The 24,670-nt window shown below is 65.3% G+C and carries 24 protein-coding genes; 14 read left to right on the top strand and 10 right to left on the bottom strand.

Translation table 11 applies throughout. The features are described 5' to 3' along the window. Nucleotides 1-14 precede the first annotated feature (14 nt). From V5734_RS18845 to V5734_RS18865, 5 genes are all read right to left on the bottom strand, one after another. Entirely contained in the window at nucleotides 15-647 is a 633-nt protein-coding gene (locus V5734_RS18845) for an acyl-homoserine-lactone synthase (RefSeq protein WP_347311144.1), read from the bottom strand. Between the two features lie 168 nt (nucleotides 648-815). After that, nucleotides 816-1,529: a helix-turn-helix transcriptional regulator gene (locus tag V5734_RS18850; protein WP_347311145.1), complete on the bottom strand. Its 714-nt coding sequence runs from the start codon at nucleotides 1,527-1,529 to the stop codon at nucleotides 816-818. Continuing rightward, a complete protein-coding gene (locus V5734_RS18855) occupies nucleotides 1,474-1,689 on the bottom strand; it encodes a hypothetical protein (RefSeq protein ID WP_347311146.1) in 216 nt (71 codons plus the stop codon). Before V5734_RS18855 ends, V5734_RS18850 begins: the two co-directional genes overlap by 56 nt. A gap of 210 nt (nucleotides 1,690-1,899) precedes the next feature. Continuing rightward, nucleotides 1,900-3,192 (bottom strand): crotonyl-CoA carboxylase/reductase, encoded by a 1,293-nt coding sequence (gene ccrA / locus V5734_RS18860; protein WP_347311147.1) that lies wholly within the window; start codon nucleotides 3,190-3,192, stop codon nucleotides 1,900-1,902. 134 nt (nucleotides 3,193-3,326) lie between these two features. Beyond that, a complete protein-coding gene (locus V5734_RS18865; protein WP_347311148.1) occupies nucleotides 3,327-4,727 on the bottom strand; it encodes a 1-acyl-sn-glycerol-3-phosphate acyltransferase in 1,401 nt (466 codons plus the stop codon). Nucleotides 4,728-4,867: 140 nt separating this feature from the next. Between V5734_RS18865 and V5734_RS18870 the strand changes: the two genes are divergently transcribed. Both V5734_RS18870 and V5734_RS18875 read left to right on the top strand, forming a co-directional pair. Beyond that, on the top strand, nucleotides 4,868-5,491 hold the full coding sequence (locus V5734_RS18870; protein WP_347311149.1) for a hypothetical protein: 624 nt from the start codon (nucleotides 4,868-4,870) through the stop codon (nucleotides 5,489-5,491). Between the two features lie 122 nt (nucleotides 5,492-5,613). Further along, complete coding sequence (locus V5734_RS18875; RefSeq protein WP_347311150.1) at nucleotides 5,614-7,584, top strand: protein meaA; 1,971 nt, start codon at nucleotides 5,614-5,616, stop codon at nucleotides 7,582-7,584. A 61-nt stretch (nucleotides 7,585-7,645) separates the two neighbouring features. Here the strand turns inward: V5734_RS18875 and V5734_RS18880 are convergent, their stop codons facing one another. Then, the gene (locus V5734_RS18880) at nucleotides 7,646-8,251 is read right to left on the bottom strand and encodes a GNAT family N-acetyltransferase (protein ID WP_347311151.1); all 606 of its coding nucleotides are present in this window, start codon (nucleotides 8,249-8,251) and stop codon (nucleotides 7,646-7,648) included. Nucleotides 8,252-8,411: 160 nt separating this feature from the next. Between V5734_RS18880 and V5734_RS18885 the strand changes: the two genes are divergently transcribed. Beyond that, complete coding sequence (locus V5734_RS18885; RefSeq protein WP_347311152.1) at nucleotides 8,412-8,765, top strand: cupin domain-containing protein; 354 nt, start codon at nucleotides 8,412-8,414, stop codon at nucleotides 8,763-8,765. Between the two features lie 214 nt (nucleotides 8,766-8,979). After that, on the top strand, nucleotides 8,980-9,684 hold the full coding sequence (gene deoD, locus V5734_RS18890) for a purine-nucleoside phosphorylase (protein WP_347311153.1): 705 nt from the start codon (nucleotides 8,980-8,982) through the stop codon (nucleotides 9,682-9,684). Nucleotides 9,685-9,717: 33 nt separating this feature from the next. Here the strand turns inward: deoD and V5734_RS18895 are convergent, their stop codons facing one another. Beyond that, nucleotides 9,718-10,605 carry a LysR family transcriptional regulator gene (locus V5734_RS18895; RefSeq protein WP_347311154.1) on the bottom strand — a complete coding sequence of 296 codons (888 nt, stop codon included), beginning with the start codon at nucleotides 10,603-10,605 and terminating at the stop codon, nucleotides 9,718-9,720. A 95-nt stretch (nucleotides 10,606-10,700) separates the two neighbouring features. Between V5734_RS18895 and glyA the strand changes: the two genes are divergently transcribed. Both glyA and V5734_RS18905 read left to right on the top strand, forming a co-directional pair. Further along, complete coding sequence (glyA, locus tag V5734_RS18900; RefSeq protein WP_347311155.1) at nucleotides 10,701-12,023, top strand: serine hydroxymethyltransferase; 1,323 nt, start codon at nucleotides 10,701-10,703, stop codon at nucleotides 12,021-12,023. A 47-nt stretch (nucleotides 12,024-12,070) separates the two neighbouring features. Next, complete coding sequence (locus V5734_RS18905; protein WP_347311156.1) at nucleotides 12,071-13,054, top strand: aldo/keto reductase; 984 nt, start codon at nucleotides 12,071-12,073, stop codon at nucleotides 13,052-13,054. A gap of 6 nt (nucleotides 13,055-13,060) precedes the next feature. Here V5734_RS18905 and V5734_RS18910 read toward each other — a convergent pair whose 3' ends face one another. Beyond that, nucleotides 13,061-13,927 carry an urea carboxylase-associated family protein gene (locus tag V5734_RS18910; protein ID WP_347311157.1) on the bottom strand — a complete coding sequence of 289 codons (867 nt, stop codon included), beginning with the start codon at nucleotides 13,925-13,927 and terminating at the stop codon, nucleotides 13,061-13,063. A 46-nt stretch (nucleotides 13,928-13,973) separates the two neighbouring features. Beyond that, nucleotides 13,974-14,162, bottom strand: coding sequence for a hypothetical protein (locus V5734_RS18915; protein WP_347311158.1), 189 nt, complete (start codon nucleotides 14,160-14,162; stop codon nucleotides 13,974-13,976). Nucleotides 14,163-14,414: 252 nt separating this feature from the next. On the opposite strand from V5734_RS18915, the gene V5734_RS18920 reads away from it, so the two are divergent. The 5 genes from V5734_RS18920 to V5734_RS18940 are packed head-to-tail and all read left to right on the top strand — an operon-like array spanning nucleotide 14,415 to nucleotide 19,920. Continuing rightward, nucleotides 14,415-16,025 (top strand): peptide ABC transporter substrate-binding protein, encoded by a 1,611-nt coding sequence (locus V5734_RS18920; protein ID WP_347311159.1) that lies wholly within the window; start codon nucleotides 14,415-14,417, stop codon nucleotides 16,023-16,025. Between the two features lie 60 nt (nucleotides 16,026-16,085). Next, entirely contained in the window at nucleotides 16,086-17,009 is a 924-nt protein-coding gene (gene oppB / locus V5734_RS18925; protein WP_347311160.1) for an oligopeptide ABC transporter permease OppB, read from the top strand. Nucleotides 17,010-17,034: 25 nt separating this feature from the next. Then, a complete protein-coding gene (locus tag V5734_RS18930; protein ID WP_347311161.1) occupies nucleotides 17,035-17,940 on the top strand; it encodes an ABC transporter permease subunit in 906 nt (301 codons plus the stop codon). 1 nt (nucleotide 17,941) lies between these two features. Next, complete coding sequence (locus V5734_RS18935) at nucleotides 17,942-18,910, top strand: oligopeptide/dipeptide ABC transporter ATP-binding protein (RefSeq protein ID WP_347311162.1); 969 nt, start codon at nucleotides 17,942-17,944, stop codon at nucleotides 18,908-18,910. After that, nucleotides 18,907-19,920, top strand: coding sequence for an oligopeptide/dipeptide ABC transporter ATP-binding protein (locus tag V5734_RS18940; RefSeq protein WP_347311163.1), 1,014 nt, complete (start codon nucleotides 18,907-18,909; stop codon nucleotides 19,918-19,920). Before V5734_RS18935 ends, V5734_RS18940 begins: the two co-directional genes overlap by 4 nt. Nucleotides 19,921-20,042: 122 nt before the next feature. Here the strand turns inward: V5734_RS18940 and V5734_RS18945 are convergent, their stop codons facing one another. Beyond that, nucleotides 20,043-20,897: a fumarylacetoacetate hydrolase family protein gene (locus V5734_RS18945; protein ID WP_347311164.1), complete on the bottom strand. Its 855-nt coding sequence runs from the start codon at nucleotides 20,895-20,897 to the stop codon at nucleotides 20,043-20,045. A 197-nt stretch (nucleotides 20,898-21,094) separates the two neighbouring features. On the opposite strand from V5734_RS18945, the gene V5734_RS18950 reads away from it, so the two are divergent. The 3 genes from V5734_RS18950 to V5734_RS18960 are packed head-to-tail and all read left to right on the top strand — an operon-like array spanning nucleotide 21,095 to nucleotide 24,658. Beyond that, entirely contained in the window at nucleotides 21,095-22,684 is a 1,590-nt protein-coding gene (locus V5734_RS18950) for an ABC transporter substrate-binding protein (protein WP_347311165.1), read from the top strand. A 1-nt stretch (nucleotide 22,685) separates the two neighbouring features. After that, the gene (locus V5734_RS18955) at nucleotides 22,686-23,747 is read left to right on the top strand and encodes an ABC transporter permease (RefSeq protein WP_347311166.1); all 1,062 of its coding nucleotides are present in this window, start codon (nucleotides 22,686-22,688) and stop codon (nucleotides 23,745-23,747) included. Nucleotides 23,748-23,752: 5 nt separating this feature from the next. Further along, a complete protein-coding gene (locus V5734_RS18960; RefSeq protein WP_347313667.1) occupies nucleotides 23,753-24,658 on the top strand; it encodes an ABC transporter permease in 906 nt (301 codons plus the stop codon). Nucleotides 24,659-24,670 lie beyond the last annotated feature (12 nt).

Consider the following 24,670-nt stretch of genomic DNA (forward strand, 5'->3'; position numbering starts at 1 on the left):
CGATGCCAGCGGGTTCAGCCAGCGGCGGGAAGGTCCTTGCGGTCGCCGAAGGCGCGGTCGAACCAGAGTTGCGCGACCTCCGGCGAGATCCCGGCCTTGCGGGCCATCTTGCGGCGCACCTCTTCGGAGAATTCCCATAAGCCGAGGCTGATCGCATCGGCGCCCTGCCCTTCCGTGCCGAGAACCGTCGGTTGCCAGCCGAGAAGCCGGTAGATGCGGATCATCCGGGCATCGAAGACGCCGACCGCGCGGGCCAGGCCGAGGCCGACGCCCAGTTGCGCGCCACCGAGCATGAGCGCGGCCGACGTCGTGGCCGGCATGTTCTCGGCGAGGCAGAAGCGCGTGCATTCCCAGACCTTCGGATGGGCAAAGCGCCGCCCGCCCGCGAGCGAGGAGAAGTGTTCGTTGACCATCGTCCGGCCGAGGGTCGGCAGGAAGCGCATGGAACCGCCATGCCGGCCATCTGGCGTCTGCCAGATCACGTAGGTGGGATTGAGCCCGTCATAATCGTCCCGCTCCCACCCCCGGTTGTCGACATCGACGGCCCAGCCGAGGCGTTTGCGGAACTGCGTCGCGCGGTCGCTGAACATCGTGTCGCGGAGACGCGGATAAAGGCCGAGTTCTTCGCCAGTCAGGAATCGTAGCATTCTGCCCTCCATCAAGATGGAAAGGGCGTAGCGAAACTTAGTTAATTCGAGCCTAGCCGGACGGAATGTTCGTTGAATGTTCCAAAGCGTCGGATCGGCGGCATAAGTCCGGGGTGTGCGGTTTCACCCAGGTGCGGGGATCGCCGGACGGGTCCTTTCCCCGGAGCGTCAGAGCAGGACGAAGCCTTCGGCCACGGCGCGGGCCACGGCATGGGTCGTGTTGGTGGCCCCGAGCTTGAAACGCGCGCTTTCGACATAGGTCCGGAAGGTATGTTCGGAAATCGCGAGGGTGTCGGCGGCCTGCGCGCGGTTCAGCCCCATCGCGAGCATGGTGAGCACGTCGATCTCGCGCGGGGACAGGCTGTGCATCGCGTGGAAGTCGGTGCCGCGTTCGATCTCGAGCGCTTTCTGATTGATGAAATGCGCGATCAGGATCAGGTCGGAGACATGTTCCGCAGTGAACTTCTGCCAGGAATCGTCACTGGCGCGGTTCGACACGGTGAACATCGCGAACTGGCCGTTCGGGCCGCGGATCGGCACCGAATAGCCCTGATTGCCGACACCTGCCTCCAGCGCCTCTCCGAGAAAGGCCCGCGTGTTGCGCCCGGACCAGTCGAGGTTTTTCCAGTCCACCGGGTGAAAGCGGCGGAAGCAGCCCTGCACGACCGGGTCAATGCGGGCGAAATCCTCATCGATATAGCGGTCGACCCAGGCCGGCCTATAGGTCAGGACGGCGTATTGCTGACCCGTCGAATTGACCGAGTGATAGACGAGGTGCTCGACGCCGAAATGGCAGCGAAGTCCGAGAATGACGGATTGGAGATCGTCAAGCGTTGTCGCTTGCTGCAACGCCTCGATGAAGCTTGTAAGCCTCGCCTGCATCCAGAGCCATTCCTCCGGCCGTAACCTCTGCGGCCTGAGCAATCTCTGCGGCGGCGACGAGCGAAGTGTCGTCCAGCTGTTCGGCCAGGGCCCTGAGCCCGTTACCCTTCGCGAAGGCCTTGAGATCGGTCAGTACGTCCAGGATCCATTCGTATTGCATTATCACTCTCGCAGAAAGCGGAATATAGGACACATAGTCAACCCCAGCATGTAAATGTTCGGTTTCTGACAGACCGTTTTCAACTCCCCGAATATGACGGGAGCGAATCACCCAACATATTGATTTTGTTAGATCTGCAAATGAAACCGCCCGTGCCTTCGATCGAAAAGCGCGGGCGGAGGGTTGAGTTCGGACGCTGCGGCTGGGGCGTCAGCCGGTCTTTCCGGCGGCGAGCGCGTCCTCGAATGTCCGAAGCCCGGTGCGCGGCGACTGAACCAACACCGCCATATTGCCCGGTTTGTGCTCGTTCCGGCGCATCTTCATATGCGCGGCCGGGATCTCGGCCCAGGGGAAGACCTCGGACATGCAGGGGTCGAGACGGCGCTCCAGCATCAGCTTGTTGGCCGCCGCCGCCTGCTTGAGGTTGGCGAAATGGCTGCCCTGCACGCGCTTCTGGTGCATCCAGAGATAGCGCACGTCGAAGGTGCAGTTGAAGCCGGTGGTGCCGGCGCAGATCACGACCATGCCGCCGCGCTTGACGACCAGCACCGAGACCGGAAAGGTCGCCTCGCCCGGATGCTCGAACACCATGTCGACATTGTTGCCCTTGCCGGTGATCTCCCAGATCGCGGCGCCGAACTTGCGCGCTTCCTTGAACCACGCGGCATATTCCGGCGTGCCGACCTTGGGCATCTGACCCCAGCAGTTGAAGTCCTTGCGGTTGATGACGCCCTTTGCCCCGAGCCCCATGACGAAATCGCGCTTGTCCTCTTCCGAGATGATGCCGATCGCGTTGGCGCCCGCCGCGTTGATCAACTGGATCGCGTAGGATCCGAGCCCCCCCGACGCACCCCAGACCAGCACGTTGTCGCCGGGCTTGAGGATATGCGGACGGTGTCCGAACAGCATTCGGTAGGCGGTCGCCAGCGTCAGCGTGTAGCAGGCCGCCTCTTCCCAGGTCAGGTGCTTGGGCCGCGGCATCAGCTGCTGCGCCTGCACGCGGGTGAACTGCGCGAACGAGCCGTCATGCGTCTCGTAGCCCCAGATCCGCTGCGAGGGCGAGAACATCGGGTCGCCGCCGTTGCACTCCTCGTCGTCGCCGTCGTCCTGGTTGCAGTGGATCACGACCTCGTCGCCGACCTTCCAGCGCTTCACCTTGTCGCCGACCTTCCAGACGATGCCCGAGGCATCGGACCCGGCGATGTGGTAGGGCTGCTTGTGGCCGTCGAACGGGCTGATCGGCACGCCGAGGCCCGCCCAGACGCCGTTGTAGTTGACGCCCGCGGCCATCACGAGGACCAGCACCTCGTGGCTGTCGACCTCCCAGGTATCGACCACCTCGACCTGGAAGGACTTGTCGGGTTCGCCATGCCGTTCGCGGCGGATCGCCCAGGCGTACATCTTCTTCGGAACGTAACCGAGGGGCGGCATCTCGCCGATCTCGTAAAGCTCTTTCTCCGGCGCGTCGTATTGCGCGATCCCGGTATTCACATCCAAAGCCATGGGCGTCTCCTGAAGTCCGTGCCGCAACGCAGAATCAATGCGGATCTAGGGGATGGAATATGATCGGCGCGGTAATATTGCAATAGCTTGAAGGTCTATTTTGTAATTTTATGTCGCTCCCGTGACTGATATGATCATTCCACCGGCGCTTTCACCGCCGGAGATGCCGCAGCCGCAGAAAAATGCTGTGCGACGGAGGCCGCGTAAAAGCCGATGAGCGCCCGGTCCTTCGGCGGCACGACGATCCGGTCACGCTCGCGGCGGACGATCTTGCGCAGGCCGAGAATACCGAGCGCATGCGCCATCGCCTTCGACACCGAGCCTTCGGATAGGTCGAGCAGCACATCATTTGCGCGCAGCCGTTCGGCCAGCGCCTCGGCCCGCGCCGTGAGTTCGGCAAGCGGGATGTCGGTATCCTCTCCGAGCGCGGCGCAGAAAAGCGGCACCGGCAGGACCGAGACGTTGCGGGCGATGCGCCGCATCATCTCGGCCGCGAGGTCCGCTGTGACATCTTCATGGGGCTCCGTCAGGAACCCGGACAGCGATAGCGGGGTGCCGAAACTGACGGAAGCCGTGCCGAACTTCTCGAACCGTCCGGTCAGGACACGCCGCAATTGTCGCCCGACGAACAGCAGGATCGAGCCGATCGAGGCCCGGAACCGCCGTTCGCCCTTGGCATGGGCGGCGGTCAGCACCCGGTCCTCGATGATCCGGTCGTAGGCGAGGGACACGGGCACGAACACCACGTCATTCCCCCCCGGCCGGTAGCCCGCGACGATATAGCCGAGAATGCCGAGCTTCGGTGCGCCCACCCGGCCGTCGAGGCTCAGCCCGCCTTCGGGGAAGATCGCCTGGGTGACGCCCTCCTCGATCGCCATCTGGACATAGCGCGAAAGCACCCGCCGGTAGAGCGTGCTGTTCGAGCGCCGCCGGATGAAATAGGCACCCGAGGCGCGGATGAGCCACGACAGCGGCCAGACCCGCGCCCATTCGCCGACCGCGTAGGACAGGGCCGAGCGGCTGGCGGCGAGATACGTCACCAGAACGTAGTCCATGTTCGACCGGTGGTTCATGACGAAGACCACCGTCGCGCCCTTGTCGATCCTCGCGATGGCGTCGGTGTCGACCTGGCCGATGCGGACGCGGTAGATCAGCCGGGCGAGCCATTTCGCGGCGCGGGCAGCAAAGCCGAAATAGACCGTCGCCGAGAAGGCCGGGACGATTTCCTTCGCGTAGCGGCGGGCGCGTTCGTGCAGGACGGTCTCCGGCACCCCGGTCTCCGCCGCCTCCGCCGCGATCGCCTCGGCGACCCTGGGGTCATGGACAAGGCGCACGATCATGTCTGGCCGCGCCATCAGCTTGAAGGGCTGGATCGGCCGGTCGAGCCGCGCGTTGAGTCGCGCCACCACCTTCTCCATCCGGTACCGGAAGAACCAGCGCACCGAGGGAAAGAGGAAATGCGACGCAAAGGTCACCCCGGCGAAGACGAGGATCAGGACGAAAAGCCAGAGGGGCAGCGTCACGGGCCGGAACATGCCGAGACCGTGGCAAATTTCCTGCGCGCCGTAAATTGCCGAGATCGCTCGCGGACCGCGGAACCTCACACATGCGTGAGGCGCGTTTCCCGCCCCGCATGCTACCCTTCGGCATTGACCGCCATCAGGGAGAACCAAAGATGTTGAAGACGACGATTGCGACACTTGCGCTATTGGCTGCGGGCAGCGCGTTCGCGCAGGATGCCGGCATGAGCTTTTTCGTGACAAGCCAGAACCCCGGCAATGGCGGTGATTTCGGCGGAATCGCAGGTGCCGATGCGCATTGCGCGGCCCTGGCTGAGGCGGCGGGCGTCACCGGCAAGACCTGGGCCGCCTATCTCTCCACCAGCACGGAAAACGCGCGCGACCGGATCGGGGCCGGCCCCTGGGTGAACGCCGCCGGCGTGACCGTGGCCGAAAGCGTCGACCAGCTCCACAGCGCCGACAACAACATCTCGAAGGACACCGCACTCAATGAAAAGGGCGAGGTGGTGAACGGCAGGGGCGACACCCCGAACCGCCACGACATCCTGACCGGCTCGATGCCCGATGGCACCGTCGCCGCGGGCATGACCTGCGAGGACTGGACCAGCAACGCCGCCGAAACCGCCGGGATGGTCGGGCACCATGACCGCATGGGGCTCGACGACTCGGACGCCGCGAAATCGTGGAACTCCTCGCATTCCTCGCGCGGCGGCTGCGGGCTCGAAGCCTTGCAGGGTACGGGCGGCGACGGTCTTCTCTACTGCTTCGCGACGAACTGACCGAATTTCGGGCCGCATCGCTGCGCTGCGGCCCGAAATTTTTGCACCGCAGCATCTGGACGCGCAACAATCTTCCGTCTAGGTTCTCGCCGGAGGAATTATATTGCCGCGAGGTGTTGCCCATGACGTCCCAGCAAGAGCGTGATCGCCCCTGGCTTTTCCGCACCTATGCCGGCCATTCGACGGCGGAGAAGTCGAACGCGCTCTACCGCGCGAACCTTGCCAAGGGTCAGACCGGCCTTTCGGTCGCCTTCGACCTGCCGACCCAGACCGGCTACGACAGCGACAATGAGCTGGCAAAGGGCGAGGTCGGCAAGGTCGGCGTGCCCGTCTGCCATCTCGGCGACATGCGGATGCTCTTCAAGGACATCCCGTTGGAGCAGATGAACACCTCGATGACGATCAACGCGACGGCGCCGTGGCTGTTGTCGCTTTACATCGCGGTGGCCGAGGAACAGGGCGCGGACATTTCCGCCCTTCAGGGCACCGTCCAGAACGACCTCGTGAAGGAATACCTGAGCCGCGGCACCTATATCTGCCCGCCGAAACCCTCGCTCGCCATGATCACCGATGTCGCGGCCTACACGCGCGAACACCTGCCGAAATGGAACCCGATGAACGTGTGTTCCTACCACCTGCAAGAGGCGGGCGCGACGCCGGAACAGGAGCTGGCCTTCGCGCTCGCCACCGGGATCGCGGTGCTCGACGACCTCAAGACCAAGGTGCCGACGGAAAGCTTCCCCGAGATGGTCGGCCGCATCTCCTTCTTCGTGAACGCCGGCATCCGCTTCGTGACCGAGATGTGCAAGATGCGCGCCTTCACCGAGCTTTGGGACGAGATCTGTCGCGACCGCTACGGCATCGCGGAAGAGAAATATCGCCGCTTCCGCTACGGCGTGCAGGTGAATTCGCTCGGCCTCACCGAACAGCAGCCGGAAAACAACGTCTACCGCATCCTGCTGGAGATGCTGGCGGTGACGCTGTCGAAAAACGCCCGCGCCCGCGCCGTGCAGCTGCCGGCCTGGAACGAGGCGCTTGGCCTGCCGCGTCCCTGGGATCAGCAATGGTCGCTGCGGATGCAGCAGATCCTCGCCTATGAGACCGACCTTCTCGAATACGGCGATCTTTTCGACGGCAACCCGGCGATCGCGGCCAAGGTCGAGGCGCTGAAGGACGGCGCGCGCGCCGAGCTCGACACGCTCGACGGCATGGGCGGGGCCATCGCCGCGATCGACTACATGAAGGCGCGGCTGGTGGAGAGCAATACCGAACGGCTGAACCGGATCGAGACGAACGAGACGGTGGTTGTCGGCGTCAACCGCTGGCGCGAGGCCGAACCATCGCCGCTGACGGCGGGCGACGGGGCGATCCTGACCGTCGACCCCTCGGTCGAGGCCGATCAGATCGCCCGGCTGGATGCATGGCGCGCTGCGCGCGATCAGGGTGAGGTGGACGCAGCGCTGGCCGAGCTGCGCTCGGCAGCGACTGCGGGAAGGAACGTCATGCCGGCCTCCATCGCCTGCGCGAAGGCGGGCGTCACGACCGGCGAATGGGCCGGCGTGATGCGCAAGGTCCACGGCGAATATCGCGGGCCGACGGGCGTGTCGAAATCCGTCTCGAACCGGACCGAGGGCCTTGACGAGATCCGCGCCGCCGTCGACGCGGTCTCCACCCGGCTCGGCCGCAAGCTCAACTTCCTCGTCGGCAAGCCCGGCCTCGACGGCCATTCCAACGGCGCCGAACAGATCGCCGCCCGCGCCCGCGACTGCGGCATGGACATTACCTATGACGGCATCCGCCTCACCCCGGCCGAGATCGTCGCCGCCGCGACCGAGACCGGGGCGCATGTGGTCGGGCTCTCGATCCTGTCGGGCAGTCACCTGCCGCTGATCGAGGAACTGATGGAGCGGATGCATGCGGCCGGCCTGTCGCACGTGCCGGTCGCCGTCGGCGGCATCATCCCCGACGAGGATGCGGCAAAGCTTCGCAACATGGGCGTCGCGCGGGTCTATACGCCCAAGGATTTCGAACTGAACCGGATCATGTTCGACATCGTGGCGCTGGCGGAGCCGAAGGCCGAGGCGGCGGAATAGGGGTGCCCCGGGCGGCCCGCCAGCGACTGGCGGGTTTGCGGCCCTTCGACGGCGATGGGTTTCAGGCCCCGGAGGCCGACGACGTTCGCGCGGACCCGAAGGGTTTTACAAAGAGAACCCATTCATTCGCCTCGACGCGCCAGTCGGCCTTCACGACGGCGCGCCGGGCAACCTCGCGATAGCCTTTCGAGGCGTAAAGACGAAGCGCATCGTGATGGGTGTCCTCGGCAATCAGGCTGATCGACGTCCGGCCCGCCCGCACCGCCACGTCTTCGGCATGGGCCAGAAGCGCGCTGCCGAGGCCCCGACCCCGGAACGCCTCATAGGTGGCAAGCACGTTCAGGTACCACGATCCGGGCGCCAGCGCCTCAAGCTCCAGAAGCGGGACGAAGATCGCCGGCGTGTCGGGGTCGATGGCACCGGGTTCGTCCTCCGCCGGATAGCCCAGAAGGCAGGCGGCAACCACGCCATCTACTTCGGCGATCCAGGCATTCCGGAATGAAAAATTCCCACTCTCCCGCGCCGCCCGTTCCTGACCATAGGCCCAGGGATCCCCGTCGGCGCCAACCGATTTCCGCCAGAAATGCAGCGGCAAATCATCCGCCGCCATATTGATGAAGCGCGCCAGATGCTCTGCATCTAATGCCTTGGCTTCCCGGATCAACATATGCGCTCATTCCCCGTTCGTGGCCGTGCCCCCGCACAGGCGCATACATCGACGATAATTCGAAACCTTGCCACCCCCTTCGAAGCGGGATGGCCTCTTGTCAGGTCACCGGTTGGGCCCTACCACGAAGCGGTGACCAGCGAACCTTGGATGGACTGACATGAGCGATATGGTTTTCCGACTTCCCGAGCCCGGCCCGGAGCCGATGCTGACCGACCTTGACGGATGGACCAAGGTCGAGGGCAGCCCAAGCATGAAGACATGGGTCCAGCACACCTCCATCGACGGCAGCGTGATCAGCGGCACATGGGAGGCAACGCCGGGGGCCTGGCATGCGGTCTACAAGTTCTACGAGTTCGTTCACCTGATCGAAGGCCAGATCACGATCACGCCGGACGGCGGCGCGCCCGTGACCTTGCGGCCGGGTGACGCCTTTGTCGTGGAGCCCGGATTCTCGGGAAAGTGGACGATCGAAAAGCCGGTCAGGAAGCATTTCTGCATCAAGCTGAGCTGACGCGCTGACCTGTCCGGCGCTCCTTGCGGCCGGGCAGGTCTGTAGCTACGGGAAAACTACGGAAATCCTACGGATATCTCACTGCATGAATACGCAGTTTTTCAAATGATTTGAATGCCATCACCCCAATTTCACGTCCATCCGACCACACCCCATTAACCTTCCGGTTACCCTGCCCTATCCTCCCCCTCGACCCACACGGCGAGGAGGCCCCATGTCCACACATATCGGTGCGAAGCCCGGCGAGATCGCCGAGACTGTCCTTCTGCCCGGCGATCCTTACCGGGCCAGGTGGGCGGCAGAGACGTTCCTGACGGATGCCGTCTGCATCAACCAGGTGCGGGGGATGCTCGGCTTCACCGGGAACTGGAAGGGCAACCGGGTGACGATCCAGGGGTCGGGGATGGGCATGCCCTCGCTGTCGATCTACGCCAACGAACTGATCCGCGACTATGGCGCGAAGACGCTGATCCGAATCGGGTCGGCCGGAGCGATGCAGGAGGCTGTGAAGATGCGCGACGTGGTGATCGCGATGACCTGCTCCTCCATCTCCTCGCCCTCGCGCGGGTTCTTCCGCGAGATGCAATTCGCACCGTGCGCCGATTACGGCCTTCTGGAAAAGGCCGTGATTGCGGCGCGGGCGAAGGGGACGCGCTTTCATGCCGGCGGCATCTATTCCACGGACGTCTTCTACAACGAGCGGCAGGACCTGATCGACATGCTCGCCGGACACGGAGTTCTGGCGGTGGAGATGGAGGCGGCCGAACTTTATACCGTCGCAGCCCGGCACGGCGCACGGGCGCTGGCGGTGCTGACGATCTCCGACCACCTTCTGACGCACGAGGCCCTGCCGGCCGAGGATCGCGAGCGGTCGTTCGCGGATATGGTGGAAATCGCGCTGGAGGCAGCCTTTGGCTGACCCCAACGGGGGCGCAGCGGTATCAGGACGGCTTCATCCCCCACCGTCCGGGCCAGAGGCCAACCAGTCGGCCACCCGCGCGGCGGGGCTCGACGGGCGCAGCCCGCGCGCCGACCAGAGGGTGAGCGCCAGCCCCGTCGCCACGCGCCGCGCGAAGGGCGCCACGAGCGCCCCGCTGTCGAGATGCGCCTGGACGAGCGCGGAATGGCCGATGAGAACCCCCGCGCCGTTCACCGCCTCCTCGACGGCCAGCGCGTAGAGCGAGAAGACCGGACCGGCGGGGGTAAAGTCCCGGCCGGGCATCGCCACATCGGCCCAACGCGTCCAGTCATCGGCCCAGGCGCTGTCGGTCAGACAGGGAAGGCCGGCAAGGTCTTCGGGCGCCGCCAGGCGGGTGGCAAGCACCGGGGCGCAGACCGGGAAGATGTCGTCGCCCGCCAGCGCCCTGCCCTCGCCCGCCGGCCGGTAGAAAAGGTTCAGGTCGAACGGCGCGCGCTTCAGGTCGGGCGGGGCCTCCATCGCGGTGATGGAGATCGTGATCTCGGGCGCCGCGGCGCGCAGACCCGGCAGCCGGGGCGAGAGCCAGAGCTGGGCGATGGCGGGCAAGGTCGCGATATGGACCGTGCGGGGCGCCGCCTCGGCCCTGAGCCCCTGCACGGCCAAGCCCAGCCGATCGAAGGCCTCGGTGAAGTCGGGCAGGACCCGCCGGCCAAGGGCGGTCAGCCGCACCCCCTTGGCGTCGCGGTCGAAAAGCGCCGCCCCCAACGCGTCTTCCAGAGCCTTGACATGGGAGGTGACGGCCCCCGGCGTGACGCCGAGTTCGGTGGCCGCGGCGGCGAACCCGCCAAGCCGCGCCGCAGCCTCGAAGGCACGGAGGGCGTTGAGCGGCAGGCCTTTCGGGCGTGGCGGGGCGACGGGCATGGGTGCCTCAGTTTTTCTAGCCCTAAATTTTCGCAAATCTGATTTGCGCGGGCAAGCGCAGTTTGCTCGACTGGCCGCAACAGAGGAGTCACACCATGCCGCATCTTGCCAGCCGTCCCTGGGTTCCCGCCGCCTGCGAAGCGCTTGTCCAGCGCCAGGCCGCTGAGACCGCCGACCCGTCCGACATCGTCGCCGCCCGCATCGAGACGCTGATCGGACGCAACGCAGAGATCCACGACCGCGACTGCTTCAACCTCAACCCGGCGACGAACGTGATGAACCCTCTGGCCGAGGCGGCCCTGTCGCGCGGGCTCGGCTCGCGGCCCTCGCTCGGCTATCCGGGCGACAAGTACGAGATGGGGCTGGAGGCCATCGAGGAAATCGAGGTCATCTGCGCCGAACTCGCCGCCGAGGTCTTCGGGGCCAGCTACGCCGAGACCCGGGTGTTTTCGGGCGCGATGGCCAACCTCTACGGCTTCATGGCGCTGACCCGGCCGGGCGACGCGATCATCGCCCCGCCGGCGTCGGTCGGCGGCCACGTCACGCATCACAAGGCGGGCTGCGCCGGGCTCTACGGGCTTGTCAGCCACCCGGCCCCGGTCGATGCCGACGGCTACACGGTCGATCTGGACGGATTGCGCGCGCTGGCGCTCAAGGTCCGGCCGAAACTGATCACCGTGGGCGGCAGCCTCAACCTCTTCCCCCACCCGGTGCGCGAGGTGCGGGCGATTGCGGACGAGGTCGGCGCGAAGGTTCTTTTCGACGCGGCGCATCAATGCGGGATCATCGCCGGGCGCCAATGGGCCAATCCGCTCACCGAAGGCGCGCACCTGATGACGATGTCTACCTACAAGAGCCTCGGAGGGCCCGCAGGCGGGCTGATCGTGACGAACGACGCCGAAATTGCCGAGCGGCTCGACCATATCGCCTTTCCCGGCATGACCGCCAACTTCGACGCCGGCCGCGTCGCCGCGCTGGCGCTGACGCTGCTCGACTGGCGGGATCACGGCCGCGACTACGCCGCCAAGATGGTCGCCGTCGCCAAGGCGCTGGCCGGCGCGCTCGCGGCCGAGGGGTTGCCGGTCTTCGCGCATACCCGCGGGCACACCGCCTCGCACCAGTTCGCCATCGAAGCGGCGGGGTTCGGTGGCGGGCAAGCGGCGTCGAAGACCCTGCGCAAGGCAGGGTTCCTCGCCTGCGGCATAGGCCTGCCCTTGCCGGAGGTCGCCGGCGACCTAAACGGGCTGCGCATCGGCACGCCCGAGATCGTGCGGCGGGGCATGACCGAGACCGACATGCCCGAGCTTGCCCGGTTGATCGCGGCGGGGCTGCGCGCCAACGACCCTGCGTCGCTTGCGGCCGAGGTCGCGGCCTACCGTCAGCAGTTCACCGGGCTTCACTACGTCTGCAAGGCTTGACCTCGCCACCCCGATCGCGTCCTTTCGCCCGAAAGAAAGGGCGCGCGATGAAGACACGGCGACTGGGAAACGACGGCCCCATGGTCTCGGCCATCGGGCTTGGCTGCATGAGTTTCGCGGGGTTCTTCGGCGCGACGACCGAAGCCGAAAGCCTCGCCTGCCTCGACGCCGCCTTCGACCGCGGGATCGACTTCCTCGACACGTCGAACATCTACGGGATGGGCGTGTCGGAGACAGTTATCGGCATCTGGCTCCGCAGCCGTAAGCGTAGCGTGACCATCGCCACCAAGGCCGGGATCGTCACCGGCCCGCCGCGTCGCTTCGACAATTCGGAGACCCATCTCAGGGCGGAGCTTGAGGCGTCGCTCAAGCGTCTCGGTCGTGATCATGTGGAGTTGTTCTACATCCATCGTCGCGCGCAGGAGATTCCCGTCGAGGAGGTCGTCGGGACGCTTTCGCGGCTGATCGAGGAGGGCAAGATCGGCGGCTACGGCCTCTCGGAGGTATCGCCCGCGACCGTAAGGCGCGCGGCGTCGGTGCTGCCGCCGCGCGCGGTGCAGAACGAATACTCGCTCTGGTCGCGGCAACCCGAATTGGGGCTGATCCGCGCCTGCGCCGAGACCGGCGCGGCCTTTGTCCCGTTCTCGCCTCTCGGGCGAGGCATGCTGAGTGACGCGCCCCCCGACCCGGCGCGGATGGCGGAACAGGATTTTCGTCGGAACGGTCCGCGCTTCCAGCCGGAGAACTACGCCGCCAACCGGCGCGCCATTGACGGGTTCCGCCGCTTCGCGCGGGAACGCGGCTGGACCACGGCAGCGGCGGCTTTGGCCTGGGCCCTTGACCGTGCTCCGCACCTTATCCCGATCCCCGGCACACGGAGCGCCGCGCATCTGGCAGAATGGGACGGCGCCGACACCATCGCCTTCACCGACGAGGACCGGACCGAGATCGACCGCCTGCTGCCGCCCGGCTTCGCACATGGCGACCGCTACGCGGACGCCCAGATCGTCGGCGTCGAGCGCTACTGCTGACCCTGCTCAGGCACCGTGGCTGCGGTCGTAGCCGCTCCGCGCCGGGCTCTGCCAGCCCGAGAGCGCCTCCGAGTCGGGGCGCAGCACCTCGACCAGAAGCGGGTGGCAGGCCGCGGTGTCGGACGAGTGTTCGGATGAGCAGTCACCACCAGGACAGGCGGAGAGCGCGCCGAGAAGGTCGATCTCGGCGAAGAATTCGAGGTAGTCGCCCGGCCGGACCGGCGAGGCCTTCATGAAATACTGGCCCGTGTCGCGGGTGAACCCGGTGCACATGAAGACGTTGAGGACGTCGTGCACATGGTGCTCGGCCTCGTCCGGCGTGAGGCCGGTCTCGGTCGCGAGCGTCCGCGTCAGGTTCGAATGGCAGCAATGGTGATACTGGCCGCCGCCGCTCAGAAGGCAGTGGGTATAGGGATCGCAGCGGGTGCCGATCACGTCGTGAACCGAGCCGCCGAACGCGTCGAAGCCGTACCAGTCGAGCGTGTCATGGGTGATCGTCGCCATCGGCCGGAGGTGCGGGAAGGATGACCACATCCGGTCGCCGGTGGACAGGTGCGTGCCGTGCAGCGCCCGCGTCTTGCCGGAATAGAAGCGCTCGGACAGATCGGCCGCATTCCAGAGGTTGAGGTCACCGACCTGCGGGCCTTCGACGGAATGGATGCGGAAGAAATGACCGGCCGGCACGCGGAAACAGCGCGCCTCGCGCGGGGGCACCCTCACCTCGGCAACCGGGGCGAGGGTGCTGCGCGCCCTGCGATAAAGCGCCATCGGCGGGGGCGGCAGCGTCGCGATAGGGTAACAGATGACGGGGCGGACGGCGCGGCGGTCGTCGGCATCGGCGGGCGTCGGATTTTCGGGCTGGGCGAGTTTCATGGGGCCTCCTGATCTTGGCCATCCTTGCCGGGACGCGCGCTGACGGTCAATCGCGCCGAAGGCAATGACGGGGCTTCCCGTCGGTTTCCGCGCCGCAGGCGGCACAACGGTAGTGATCCGCCCCGCCCTTGCGATCAAGGCGCCAGCGGCAGGCCCGGGTCAGCGTCGTGCCGCGCCGCACCAGCCAGAGATAGAGAAAGACCGAAACAAGGAGAATGAGGAGTAGCGCCGGCATTCCGCCCTCTAGCACGGCGCGCGCCGGTGTGTAAGGATGGCATGGAGATATGTCCGGCGGCAGTTTGAGGTGGACGATCCGGCAATGTGACCGCCCATCGGGCGATCTGTCGGATCCGGCCGTCATCTTGACGTCACGTACATGTTTCGTCCCGGCGCATTTCACTTGCCAGACAAGGCGCGCGCACTAGGCTCCTCGCATCCCGCGCGACGGTAGCCCGCCGCGCAATTCAACCAACAGGAGGTTCAAACGATGAACAAGCTTCTGCTCACGACCATTCTCAGCATCGGCATTGCGCTGCCCTCGATCGCCGCGACGCCGCAGCCCGGCGAAACCCTGGCCGAGAACCAGAACTACACCTACTGGCTTCTCGACGCGATCAAGTCGATGGATCCCCAGATCAACACCGACGTCGAAGGCTCGGGGATCATGCGCTCGCTCTTCGAAGGCCTTTACAACGAGGATCAGGTCGGCAGCCTGGTGCCCGGCGTCGCCACGTCCTACGAACTGTCCGACGACAAGACGACGTACACGTTCCACCTGCGCGACAACGCCAAATGGTCGAACGGCGATCCGGTGACGGCGAACGACTTCGTCTATGCCTGGAAGCGCCTCGCCGATCCGGCGACGGCCTCGGAATATGCCTGGTACATCGAGTTGATGCAGATCGAGAACGCATCGGAGATCATCGCCGGCGAGAAGCCGGTGGACGAGCTTGGCGTCCGCGCGATCGACGATCAGACCTTCGAGGTGAAGATCACCGCCCCGCTCCCCTACTTCCCGAAGATGACCACCCATGCCTCGGTCTTCCCGGTGAACCAGAAGGTGATCGAAGCGTTCGGCGACAAGTGGACCGAGCCCGGCAACCTCGTCGGAAATGGCGCGTATGTGCTGAAGGAGCATATCCTCGGCGAGAAGGTCGTGATGGAGCCGAACCCGGAATACTGGGACAACGAGCATACGATCCTGCAGCATGTCACCGCGCTGACGATCAACGACAACGACGCCGCCCTGACCCGCTACCTCGCCGGAGAGCTTGACCGGGTGCAGATTCCGGCGGGCCAGTATCCGCGCCTGAAGGCGGAATATCCCGATGAGGCGATCTCGGTTCCGCAGTCCTGCTCGTATATCTACATGTTCAACCTCGACAAGGCGAAGGGTCCGGCGGCGCTGCAGGACGTGCGCGTGCGCAAGGCGCTGTCCTATGCCATCGACCGCGACATCATCGTGAACAACATCCTTCAGGGCGGGCAGGCGCCGTCCTACAACTGGACCCATGCGGCGACGGAGGGCTTCCAGATGCCCGAGATCGACTACGCGACGTGGTCGCAGGCGGAGCGCACCGCGAAGGCCAAGGAACTGCTGGCCGAGGCCGGATACGGGCCCGACAACCCGCTCAATCTGACGCTCAACTACAACACGTCGGAAGCGCACAAGAAGATCGCCATCGCGGTCCAGCAATTCTGGAAGGGGGTCGGCGTCAACCTCACGCTCAACAACATGGAGTGGAAGGTTCACACCGACAAGATGCAGAACCAGGACTTCGAAGTGGCGCGCTATGCCTGGTGTGGCGACTACAACGAAGCCTCGACCTATCTTGACCTGTTCACCAGCTATTCGGGCCACAACAACGGCAAGTTCTTCTCGGAGGACTACGACCGGTTGATGAAGGAGTCGAAGACCGCCGCGGATCCGGCGCCGCTCTACGAGCAGGCCGAACAGATCCTCGCGGATGAAATGCCGCTCGCGCCGATCTATCAGTACACCAAGGTCGAGATGATCAAGCCCGACCTCCGGGGCGCCGGGCTGAACAACCTGATGCAGAACTGGTACCTCAAGGACATGTATCGCGTCGCCAACTGAGGCGGCTTCCGGGGCGCGCCCGACCGGCGCGCCCCTTCCCTTGCGGTCGGATCTGTTCCCATGCTCACCTATATCGCCAAGCGTCTGGCCATCGCAGTGCCGACGCTTTTGCTGCTCATCATCATCTCGTTCCTCCTGATGCATGCGGCCCCGGGCGGCCCCTTCACCCAGGAACGCGCCCTTCCCCCCCAGGTCCTCGCCAACCTCGAGGCGAAATACGGCCTCGACCAGCCGCTCTGGCGCCAGATGGTGACCTATGTCTGGGGCATCGTCAGCGGTTTCGATTTCGGCCCGTCCTTCATCTACAAGGACCGAACGGTGAACGAGATCATCGCGCAAGGCTTTCCGGTCACGCTGACCTATGGATCGCTTTCCTTCGCGCTCGCCGTCCTTGTCGGCGTGACGCTCGGCGTCTTCGCCGCGATCTATCACAATTCCTGGCTCGACTACCTCGCCGTCGGCGTCTCCATCGGCGCGCAGGTGCTGCCGAACTTCGTCATGGCGCCGATCCTCGTCCTCGTCTTCACGCTCTGGCTGCGGTGGCTGCCGGGCGGTGGCTGGGAGGGCGGGCAGTGGCAGTATATCGTGATGCCGGTCATCGCGCTCTCGACCTCGTTCATGGCCTCGATCGCGCGGATCACGCGCTCCTCGATGCTGGAAGTGCTGAACTCCAACCATATCCGCACTGCCCGCGCCAAGGGCCTGCCGGAGCGCAAGGTGATCCTGCGTCACGCGCTGAAGCCGGCGATGTTGCCGGTGATCTCCTATCTCGGACCGGCCTTCGTCACGATGATCACCGGCTCGGTCGTGGTGGACATCTATTTCTCCACCGGCGGGATCGGGAAAAGCTTCGTCGACTCGGCGCTCAACCGCGATTATGCGGTGATGATGGGGGTCACGATCCTCGTCGGCGCGCTCACCATCCTCTTCAACCTCGTGGTCGATATCCTCTATGCGTGGATCGACCCGAAAATCCGGTACTGAGCCCATGGTCGTGGACACAATCAAGATGAAGAGCCTGAGCGACCGGCTCGCCGCCGAGGAGGTCAAGGGCCGGTCGCTCTGGGCCGACGCGCGCAAGCGCTTCGTGCATAACAAGGCAGCCGTTTTCGGGCTGATCGTGCTGATCCTGGTCGGCCTCTTCGCGCTCTTCGGAAACTACCTCGCCGTCTGGTCGAACGAGGAGCTGGACTTCACGGTCATGGGTCAGGTCCAGGAACTGGGCGGCCCTTCGCTGTCGAACGGGCACTATTTCGGCACCGACGACCTTGGCCGCGACCTGTTCGCGCGCACCGTCCAGGGCACGCGAATCTCGCTGATGGTGGGCATCGTGGGCTCTGCCATCGCCGTCATCGTCGGCACGCTCTACGGGGCCACGGCCGGTTATGTCGGGGGGCGGACCGACAACGTCATGATGCGCACCGTCGATATCCTGATGTCGGTCCCCTACATGTTCGTCCTCATCCTGCTTCTGGTGATCTTCGGCCGTTCGATCGCGATGCTCTTCGCCGGCATCGGCCTCATCTCCTGGCTCGACATGAGCCGGATCGTCCGGGGCCAGACGCTCAGCCTCAAGCACAAGGAATTCATCGAAGCGGCGCAGGCGACGGGCGTGCCGACCTTTACCATCATCCGCCGCCATATCGTGCCGAACCTGCTGGGGGTGGTCGCGGTCTACGCGACATTGCTGGTTCCCCTGATGATCCTGACGGAAAGCTTCATCTCCTTCCTCGGCCTCGGCGTGCAGGAACCGCTGACAAGCTGGGGGGCGCTCATCTCCGAAGGCGCGGGGTCGATGAACTACGGCACGCTCTGGCAGCTGGCTTTCCCGCTCTTCTTCTTCATCATCACGCTCTTCGCCTTCTTCTTTGTCGGCGATGGGCTGCGCGACGCGCTCGACCCGAAGGACCGCTGACATGGCGCTCTTGGAAATCCGCGACCTCGGGGTCAGCTTCGACACCAATGACGGCGTAGTGAATGCCGTCAACGGCGTCTCCTTCGATCTGGCGAAGGGCAAGACGCTCGGCATCGTCGGCGAAAGCGGCTCCGGCAAGAGCCAGCTCGCCTTCTCGATCATGGGGCTTCTGGCCAAGAACGGCCATGCCCGCGGCTCGATCCGGTTCGACGGGCAGGAGATCCTGAACGCGCCGCCGGCGGTCATCAACCCGATCCGGGCGATGAAGATCGCGATGGTCTTTCAGGATCCGATGACCTCGCTCAACCCCTACATGCGCGTCGCGGACCAGATGGCCGAGGTGCTGATCCACCACAAGGGCATGGCCAAGTCAGAGGCAGTGGCCGAGTCGGTGCGCATGCTCGATGCCGTCAAGATCCCGGACGCGGCGGGCCGCGTCCGGCTTTACCCGCACGAATTCTCGGGCGGGATGCGGCAGCGGGTCATGATCGCCATGTCGCTGCTCTGCCGGCCCGAGCTTCTGATCGCGGATGAGCCGACGACCGCACTCGACGTGACCGTTCAGGCGCAGATCATGACCCTTCTGGCCGACCTGCAACGCGACTTCGAAATGGCCACGATCCTCATCACCCACGACCTCGGCGTCGTCGCGGGGTTCTGCGAGGATGTGCTGGTACTCTATGGCGGGCAGGTGATGGAACAGAGCCCGGTCGATCCCTTGTTCGCCGAGCCGTCGCATCCCTATACGCGCGGTCTTCTGCGCGCGATCCCGCGGGTCGACCAGCAAGGCGAGGAACTCGACAGCATCCCCGGCAGCCCGCCCAACATGACGCGCGCCCCGAAGGGCTGCCCCTTCGCGCCGCGCTGCGATTACGCGGGCGAGGATTGCCTCGACCACCTCGATCCGATCGCCGAATTCGCGCCGGGCCGTTGGCGCGCCTGCAACCGAACCTTGGAGGAACTGGCATGACCGAACCGCTCCTGCGGGTCGAGGACCTGCGCGTCACCTTCGATCTGCGCCGCGCCGGCAACATGCCCTGGACGAAGCCCCGGCTTCTGCGCGCTGTTTCCGGAGTCGATTTCGAGCTTTACCCAGGTGAAACGCTGGGGATCGTCGGCGAAAGCGGCTGCGGCAAGTCCACCCTCGCCCGCGCGATCATCCAGATGGTGCCGGCGACCGGCCGCGCGATCTGGCAGGGCAAGACCGATCTTCTGGCGCTGACGAAGCGCGAGATGCTGAAATACCGCGCCGATATCCAGATGGTCTTCCAGGACCCTCTGGCGAGCCTCAATCCCCGCATGACGGTCGGTCAGATCATCGCGGAGCCGCTAAGGACTCACCGGCCCGACATGGCCGAGGGCGACCGAAGGACCCGCGTCAAGACGATGATGGACCGGGTGGGCCTGCTGCCCAACCAGATCAACCGCTACCCGCACGAATTCTCGGGCGGCCAGTGCCAGCGGATCGGTATCGCCCGGGCGCTGATAGTGGAGCCGAAGCTCCTGATCTGCGACGAGCCGGTCTCGGCATTGGACGTGTCGATCCAGGCGCAGGTGATCAACCTTCTGGCCGAATTGCAGCGCGACCTCGGGCTCGCGATGATCTTCATCGCGCACGATCTTTCCGTGGTGAAGCATATTTCCGACCGGGTGATGGTGCTCTATCTCGGCCGGACGATGGAGGTGGCGGCGGGCGGCAATCTCTATTCCGAACCACAGCACCCCTATACCCAAGCACTCCTCTCCGCGGTCCCGATCCCCGACCCCGTGGCGGAACGGACGAAGGCGATGATCCCGCTCGAGGGCGACCTGCCCTCGCCGCTCAACCCGCCGTCGGGCTGTGTCTTCCGCACCCGCTGCCCCCGTGCCGAGGCACGCTGCGCCGAAAAGGTTCCGGAACTGACGATGGGCGCGCATGGTGTCGCCTGCCATTTCCCCGGGCCTCTGGCGAATGTGCGGAAAGTGGCGGAGCAGGCTTGACGACCCGGCCCCGAGGGCAGCACGTGCGCGACGTCGCCGTCCTCAGGAAGCCGAAAGGATCGGGGCGCGCGTCGCCATCCGTCGCTGCGCCGGGCCGTTGCGACGAAGGCCGGGCCCGGACTTCAGCCCCTGACCACCCGCTGGGTCTGGACGCCCAGCCCCTCGACCGAGAGCCGCATCACTTCACCGCCCTTCAGGTAGACGGGCGGTTTTTGTCCCATGCCGACGCCCGGCGGCGTTCCGGTGGAAATCACGTCGCCCGGCTGCAGGGACATGAAGCGGCTGACGTAAGAGACGAGATGCGGCACCTTGTAGACCATCGTCGCGGTCGAGCCGTTCTGGTAGCGGTGCCCGTCGACCTCGAGCCACATATTCAACGCGTCGATGTCGCCCGCCTCGTCCGGCGTCACCAGCCAGGGGCCGATCGGACCGAACGTGTCGCAGCCCTTGCCCTTGTCCCAGGTGCCCGCCCGATCGATCTGGTATTCGCGTTCCGAGACATCGTTGATCACGCAATAACCCGCGACATGAGCAAGCGCGTCAGCCTCCTCGATATACTTGCCGCCCTTGCCGATGACGACGCCGAGTTCCACCTCCCAGTCGGTCTTGACGGAACCGCGCGGGATCTCGACATCGTCGTCGGGACCCGAGATCGCCGAGGTCCACTTGTTGAAGATCACCGGCTCCGGCGGCACCGGCAACCCGGATTCGGCAGCATGGTCGGCATAATTGAGGCCGATGCCGATGAACTTTCCGATCCGGCCGACGCAGGGGCCGAGCCGCAGATCCTCCTGCGGGGTTCCGGGAACCAGCGGCAAGTTCTCCGCATCCGTAGCGGCGAGCCGTGCCAGCGCCTCGGGCAGAAGCGCCGCACCGGCGATATCCGGGACGATCCCCGAAAGGTCGCGCACCCGCCCGGACGCGTCGAGCAGTCCGGGTTTTTCCTGACCTGCCGGCCCGTAGCGAAGAAGTTTCATTCGTCGACCTCCCATTCCGATTTCCGCCGCAGGCTGGCGGCAGGACCCGCCGGGGTCAAGCGTCGATCGCCGGCGGTCATCGGGGGCGATTATCCTTGACTCGGAATTTGACCAAGCGGTTAATCGGCGCACGACGATCCCGGTCCGGCAAGGGCCGGGACGAACAGAAAACACCACCGACAGCGGAGACTTCAGGAATGCTACACAGTCGCACACTACTGGCGGCCACGGTCGCGGCCTTCACGCTCTTCAGTGCGCCGGTGCGGGCCGAAACGCCCGCCGACACGCTGATCCAGGCCTGGGCCATCGACGACATCATCTCGCTCGACCCGGCCGAGATCTTCGAATTCACGGCCTCGGAGATCGCCGGCAACTCCTACGAGGGCCTGATCGGCTACGATCCGGCGGACGTGACCAAGATCTACGGCAAGATCGCCGAAAGCTGGGAAGTCGCGGCCGACGGCATGTCGATCAGCTTCAAGATCAAGCCGGGCCGCACCTTCGCCAGCGGCAACCCGATCACGGCCGAGGACGTGGTCTTTTCGCTGACCCGGGCGGTCAAGCTCGACAAGTCGCCGGCCTTCATCCTGACCCAGTTCGGCCTGAACGCCGAGAATGTCGACCAGATGGTCGTGCAGGAAGGCGATGACACCGTCGTCTTCAAGATGGACAAGCCCTACGCGCCGACGCTGGTGCTTTACTGCCTGACCGCCACGGTGGGCTTCGTCGTCGACAAGAAACTGGTCATGGAGCACGAGGCCAACGGCGATTTCGGCTATGAATGGCTGAAGACCAACTATGCCGGCTCCGGCCCCTTCACGATCCGCGAATGGCGCGCCAACGAAGCCGTCGTGATGGAGCGGAACGCGAACTATTCGGGTGACGCCCCGCCGATGGCCCGCGTCATCTACCGCCACATCCCCGAAGGCGCGACCCAGCGGCTTCTGCTGGAACAGGGCGACGTCGATATCGCCCGCTCCCTCACCGCCGAGGAAATCGACGCCGTCCGCGCCAATCCGGATCTCAAGATCCAGGAAGGCCCGAAGGGCTCGATCTACTATCTCGGCCTCAACCAGAAGAACGAGTATCTCTCCAAGCCTGAAGTGCGCCAGGCGATGAAGTACCTCGTCGACTATCAGGCGATCGCCGATACGATCATGAAGGGCAAGGTGACGGTGCACCAGGCGTTCCTGCCCGAGGGCTTCCTCGGCGCGCTGAACGACAACCCCTTCTCGCTCGACGTGGCCAAGGCGAAGGAACTTCTGGCCGCGGCGGGTGTGCCCGACGGGTTCTCCGTCACGATGGATACCCGCAATACGCCTGAAATCACTGGCATCGCCCAGGCGATTCAGCAGACGATGGCGGAGGCCGGAATCCAGATGGAACTGATCCCGGGCGACGGTCAGCAGACGCTGACCAAGTACCGCGCGCGGAACCACGACATCTATATCGGCCGCTGGGGCCCGGACTATCAGGACCCGCATACCAACGCCGACACCTTCGCGCGCAACCCGGACAACTCGGACGATGCGGCGTCCAAGCCGCTGGCCTGGCGCAACGCCTGGGACATCCCGGACATGACCGCGAAGGCCGATGCCGCCGTTCTGGAAGGCGACGCCGCCAAGCGCGCCGAGATGTATATCGAGATCCAGAAGGAGCATCAGCAGACCTCGCCCTTCGTCATCATGTTCCAGGAGATCGAGGTCTCGGCGATGCGCAACAACGTCAACGGCTTCATCGTCGGGCCGTCGTTCAACGACAACAACTACGCGCACGTGACCAAGTAGCATGGGCGATACGACAACCGGCGGAGGGCGCGGCAGCGCCCTCCTGCATGTCGCTTGGAAGGTCGTGAAACTCCTCGCGACCGTCGCGCTGACCTTTCTCGGCCTCCTCGTCGTCACCTTCCTCATCGGCCGGGTCGTGCCCGTCGATCCGGTGCTCGCAGTTATCGGCGACCGCGCGCCGAAGTCGGTCTACGACCGTGTCTTCGTGGAGCTTGGCCTCGACAAGCCGCTCTACGAGCAGTTCTGGATCTACCTCCAGAAAGTGCTCTCCGGCGATTTCGGCCAGAGCTTCCTGACCAAGCGCGATATCGTCGACGACATCCACCGCGTCTTCCCCGCAACGCTGGAACTGGCCACGGTCGCCATTCTGATCGGTACGCTCTTCGGGATCCCGATGGGGGTCTGGGCCGCGGTGCGTCAGGGCCGGCTCGCCGACCAGCTGGTGCGGGTCTTTGGCCTCGTCGGCTATTCCGCCCCGATCTTCTGGCTCGGTCTCCTCGGGCTTCTGGTCTTCTACGCGCGCCTCCAGTGGGTCGCCGGGCCGGGCCGCATCGACATCGCCTATGAATACGCGATCACACCGAAGACCGGTCTCCTTCTCCTCGACAGCGCGATGCAGGGAGAGTGGGGGGCATTCCGCAATATCTTCTCGCACATCATCCTGCCCGCCTCGCTCCTCGGATATTTCTCGATGGCCTATATCAGCCGCATGACCCGCAGTTTCATGCTGAATGAACTGGCGCAGGAATACGTCACGACCGCGCGGGTCAAGGGTGTGCCGGAATGGCGGATCATCTGGGTCCATGCGCTCAGGAACGCCGCCGTGCCGCTTGTGACCGTTGTCGCCCTGTCCTACGCCAACCTCCTCGAAGGCTCGGTCCTGACCGAAACGGTCTTCGCCTGGCCCGGCCTCGGCCAGTACCTCACCAATTCGCTCCAGAACGCCGACATGAACGCGGTTCTCGGCGGCACGCTGGTGATCGGCCTGATCTTCGTCGGGCTGAACCTGCTTTCCGACCTTCTCTACACGCTTCTCGACCCCCGCGTCCGGAGGGGCAAATGACCGCGATGACCCGCCGCGAATGGCTTCTCTCCGACCATCCCGCCTCGCGCCGCCAGGCGCGGTTCGGACAGGCCTACCGGACCTGGCTCGCCTTCCGCTCGAACTGGCTGGCGATGATCGGGCTTGGCATCGTCGTCGCGCTGATCCTCGTCGCGATCTTCGCCAACGTCATCGCCCCCTATGACCCGGTGATCGGCGGCGACCTCCGGACCGCGCGGTTCCTGCCGCCCTTGTCCGGCGACCACCTGCTCGGAACTGACGACCTGTCGCGCGACATCTTCAGCCGGATCGTCCACGGCTCGCGTCTGACCCTGATGGTGGTGGTTCTGGTCGCCGTCATCGCCACGCCGATCGGCCTTCTGGTCGGCACCACGTCAGGCTATTTCGGCGGCTGGGTCGATACCGTGCTGATGCGGATCACCGACATCTTCCTCGCCTTTCCGCGCCTCATCCTCGCGCTCGCCTTCGTCGCGGCCCTCGGCCCCGGCATCGAAAACGCGATCATCGCCATCGCGATCACCTCCTGGCCGCCCTACGCCCGCCTTGCCCGTGCCGAAACGCTGACGATCCGCGACAGCGATTTCATCAATGCCGCGCGCCTTCAGGGGGCCTCGTCGGCGCGGATCCTCTGGTATCATATCACGCCGCTCTGCCTCTCGTCGGTGATCATCCGCGTCACCCTCGACATGGCGGGGATCATCCTGACCGCGGCGGGCCTCGGCTTCCTCGGCCTCGGCGCGCAGCCCCCGCAACCGGAATGGGGCGCGATGATCGCGGCAGGCCGGCGCTTCCTCATCGACCAGTGGTGGGTCGCCACCATGCCCGGCATCGCCATCTTCATCGTCTCGCTCGGCTTCAACCTTCTCGGTGACGGCCTGCGCGACGTGCTCGATCCCAAGGCCCGCAAATGATCCTTCATCTTG

The organism is Defluviimonas sp. SAOS-178_SWC, from assembly GCF_039830135.1.
Classification (GTDB): Bacteria; Pseudomonadota; Alphaproteobacteria; order Rhodobacterales; family Rhodobacteraceae; genus Albidovulum.

Bases quoted from the DNA above. Each gene is read 5' to 3' on its own strand.
- V5734_RS18960 (WP_347313667.1), top strand. From the start codon at position 23,753: ATGACCCGCCGCGAATGGCTTCTCTCCGACCATCCCGCCTCGCGCCGC.
- V5734_RS18950 (WP_347311165.1), top strand. From the start codon at position 21,095: ATGCTACACAGTCGCACACTACTGGCGGCCACGGTCGCGGCCTTCACG.
- V5734_RS18945 (WP_347311164.1), bottom strand. From the start codon at position 20,897: ATGAAACTTCTTCGCTACGGGCCGGCAGGTCAGGAAAAACCCGGACTG.
- V5734_RS18880 (WP_347311151.1), bottom strand. From the start codon at position 8,251: ATGTTGATCCGGGAAGCCAAGGCATTAGATGCAGAGCATCTGGCGCGC.
- V5734_RS18865 (WP_347311148.1), bottom strand. From the start codon at position 4,727: ATGTTCCGGCCCGTGACGCTGCCCCTCTGGCTTTTCGTCCTGATCCTC.
- V5734_RS18920 (WP_347311159.1), top strand. From the start codon at position 14,415: ATGAACAAGCTTCTGCTCACGACCATTCTCAGCATCGGCATTGCGCTG.
- oppB (WP_347311160.1), top strand. From the start codon at position 16,086: ATGCTCACCTATATCGCCAAGCGTCTGGCCATCGCAGTGCCGACGCTT.
- V5734_RS18955 (WP_347311166.1), top strand. From the start codon at position 22,686: ATGGGCGATACGACAACCGGCGGAGGGCGCGGCAGCGCCCTCCTGCAT.
- V5734_RS18875 (WP_347311150.1), top strand. From the start codon at position 5,614: ATGACGTCCCAGCAAGAGCGTGATCGCCCCTGGCTTTTCCGCACCTAT.
- V5734_RS18905 (WP_347311156.1), top strand. From the start codon at position 12,071: ATGAAGACACGGCGACTGGGAAACGACGGCCCCATGGTCTCGGCCATC.
- V5734_RS18850 (WP_347311145.1), bottom strand. From the start codon at position 1,529: ATGCAGGCGAGGCTTACAAGCTTCATCGAGGCGTTGCAGCAAGCGACA.
- V5734_RS18895 (WP_347311154.1), bottom strand. From the start codon at position 10,605: ATGCCCGTCGCCCCGCCACGCCCGAAAGGCCTGCCGCTCAACGCCCTC.
- V5734_RS18910 (WP_347311157.1), bottom strand. From the start codon at position 13,927: ATGAAACTCGCCCAGCCCGAAAATCCGACGCCCGCCGATGCCGACGAC.
- V5734_RS18845 (WP_347311144.1), bottom strand. From the start codon at position 647: ATGCTACGATTCCTGACTGGCGAAGAACTCGGCCTTTATCCGCGTCTC.
- V5734_RS18855 (WP_347311146.1), bottom strand. From the start codon at position 1,689: ATGCAATACGAATGGATCCTGGACGTACTGACCGATCTCAAGGCCTTC.
- V5734_RS18885 (WP_347311152.1), top strand. From the start codon at position 8,412: ATGAGCGATATGGTTTTCCGACTTCCCGAGCCCGGCCCGGAGCCGATG.
- V5734_RS18935 (WP_347311162.1), top strand. From the start codon at position 17,942: ATGGCGCTCTTGGAAATCCGCGACCTCGGGGTCAGCTTCGACACCAAT.
- V5734_RS18930 (WP_347311161.1), top strand. From the start codon at position 17,035: ATGAAGAGCCTGAGCGACCGGCTCGCCGCCGAGGAGGTCAAGGGCCGG.
- V5734_RS18915 (WP_347311158.1), bottom strand. From the start codon at position 14,162: ATGCCGGCGCTACTCCTCATTCTCCTTGTTTCGGTCTTTCTCTATCTC.
- glyA (WP_347311155.1), top strand. From the start codon at position 10,701: ATGCCGCATCTTGCCAGCCGTCCCTGGGTTCCCGCCGCCTGCGAAGCG.
- V5734_RS18940 (WP_347311163.1), top strand. From the start codon at position 18,907: ATGACCGAACCGCTCCTGCGGGTCGAGGACCTGCGCGTCACCTTCGAT.
- deoD (WP_347311153.1), top strand. From the start codon at position 8,980: ATGTCCACACATATCGGTGCGAAGCCCGGCGAGATCGCCGAGACTGTC.
- ccrA (WP_347311147.1), bottom strand. From the start codon at position 3,192: ATGGCTTTGGATGTGAATACCGGGATCGCGCAATACGACGCGCCGGAG.
- V5734_RS18870 (WP_347311149.1), top strand. From the start codon at position 4,868: ATGTTGAAGACGACGATTGCGACACTTGCGCTATTGGCTGCGGGCAGC.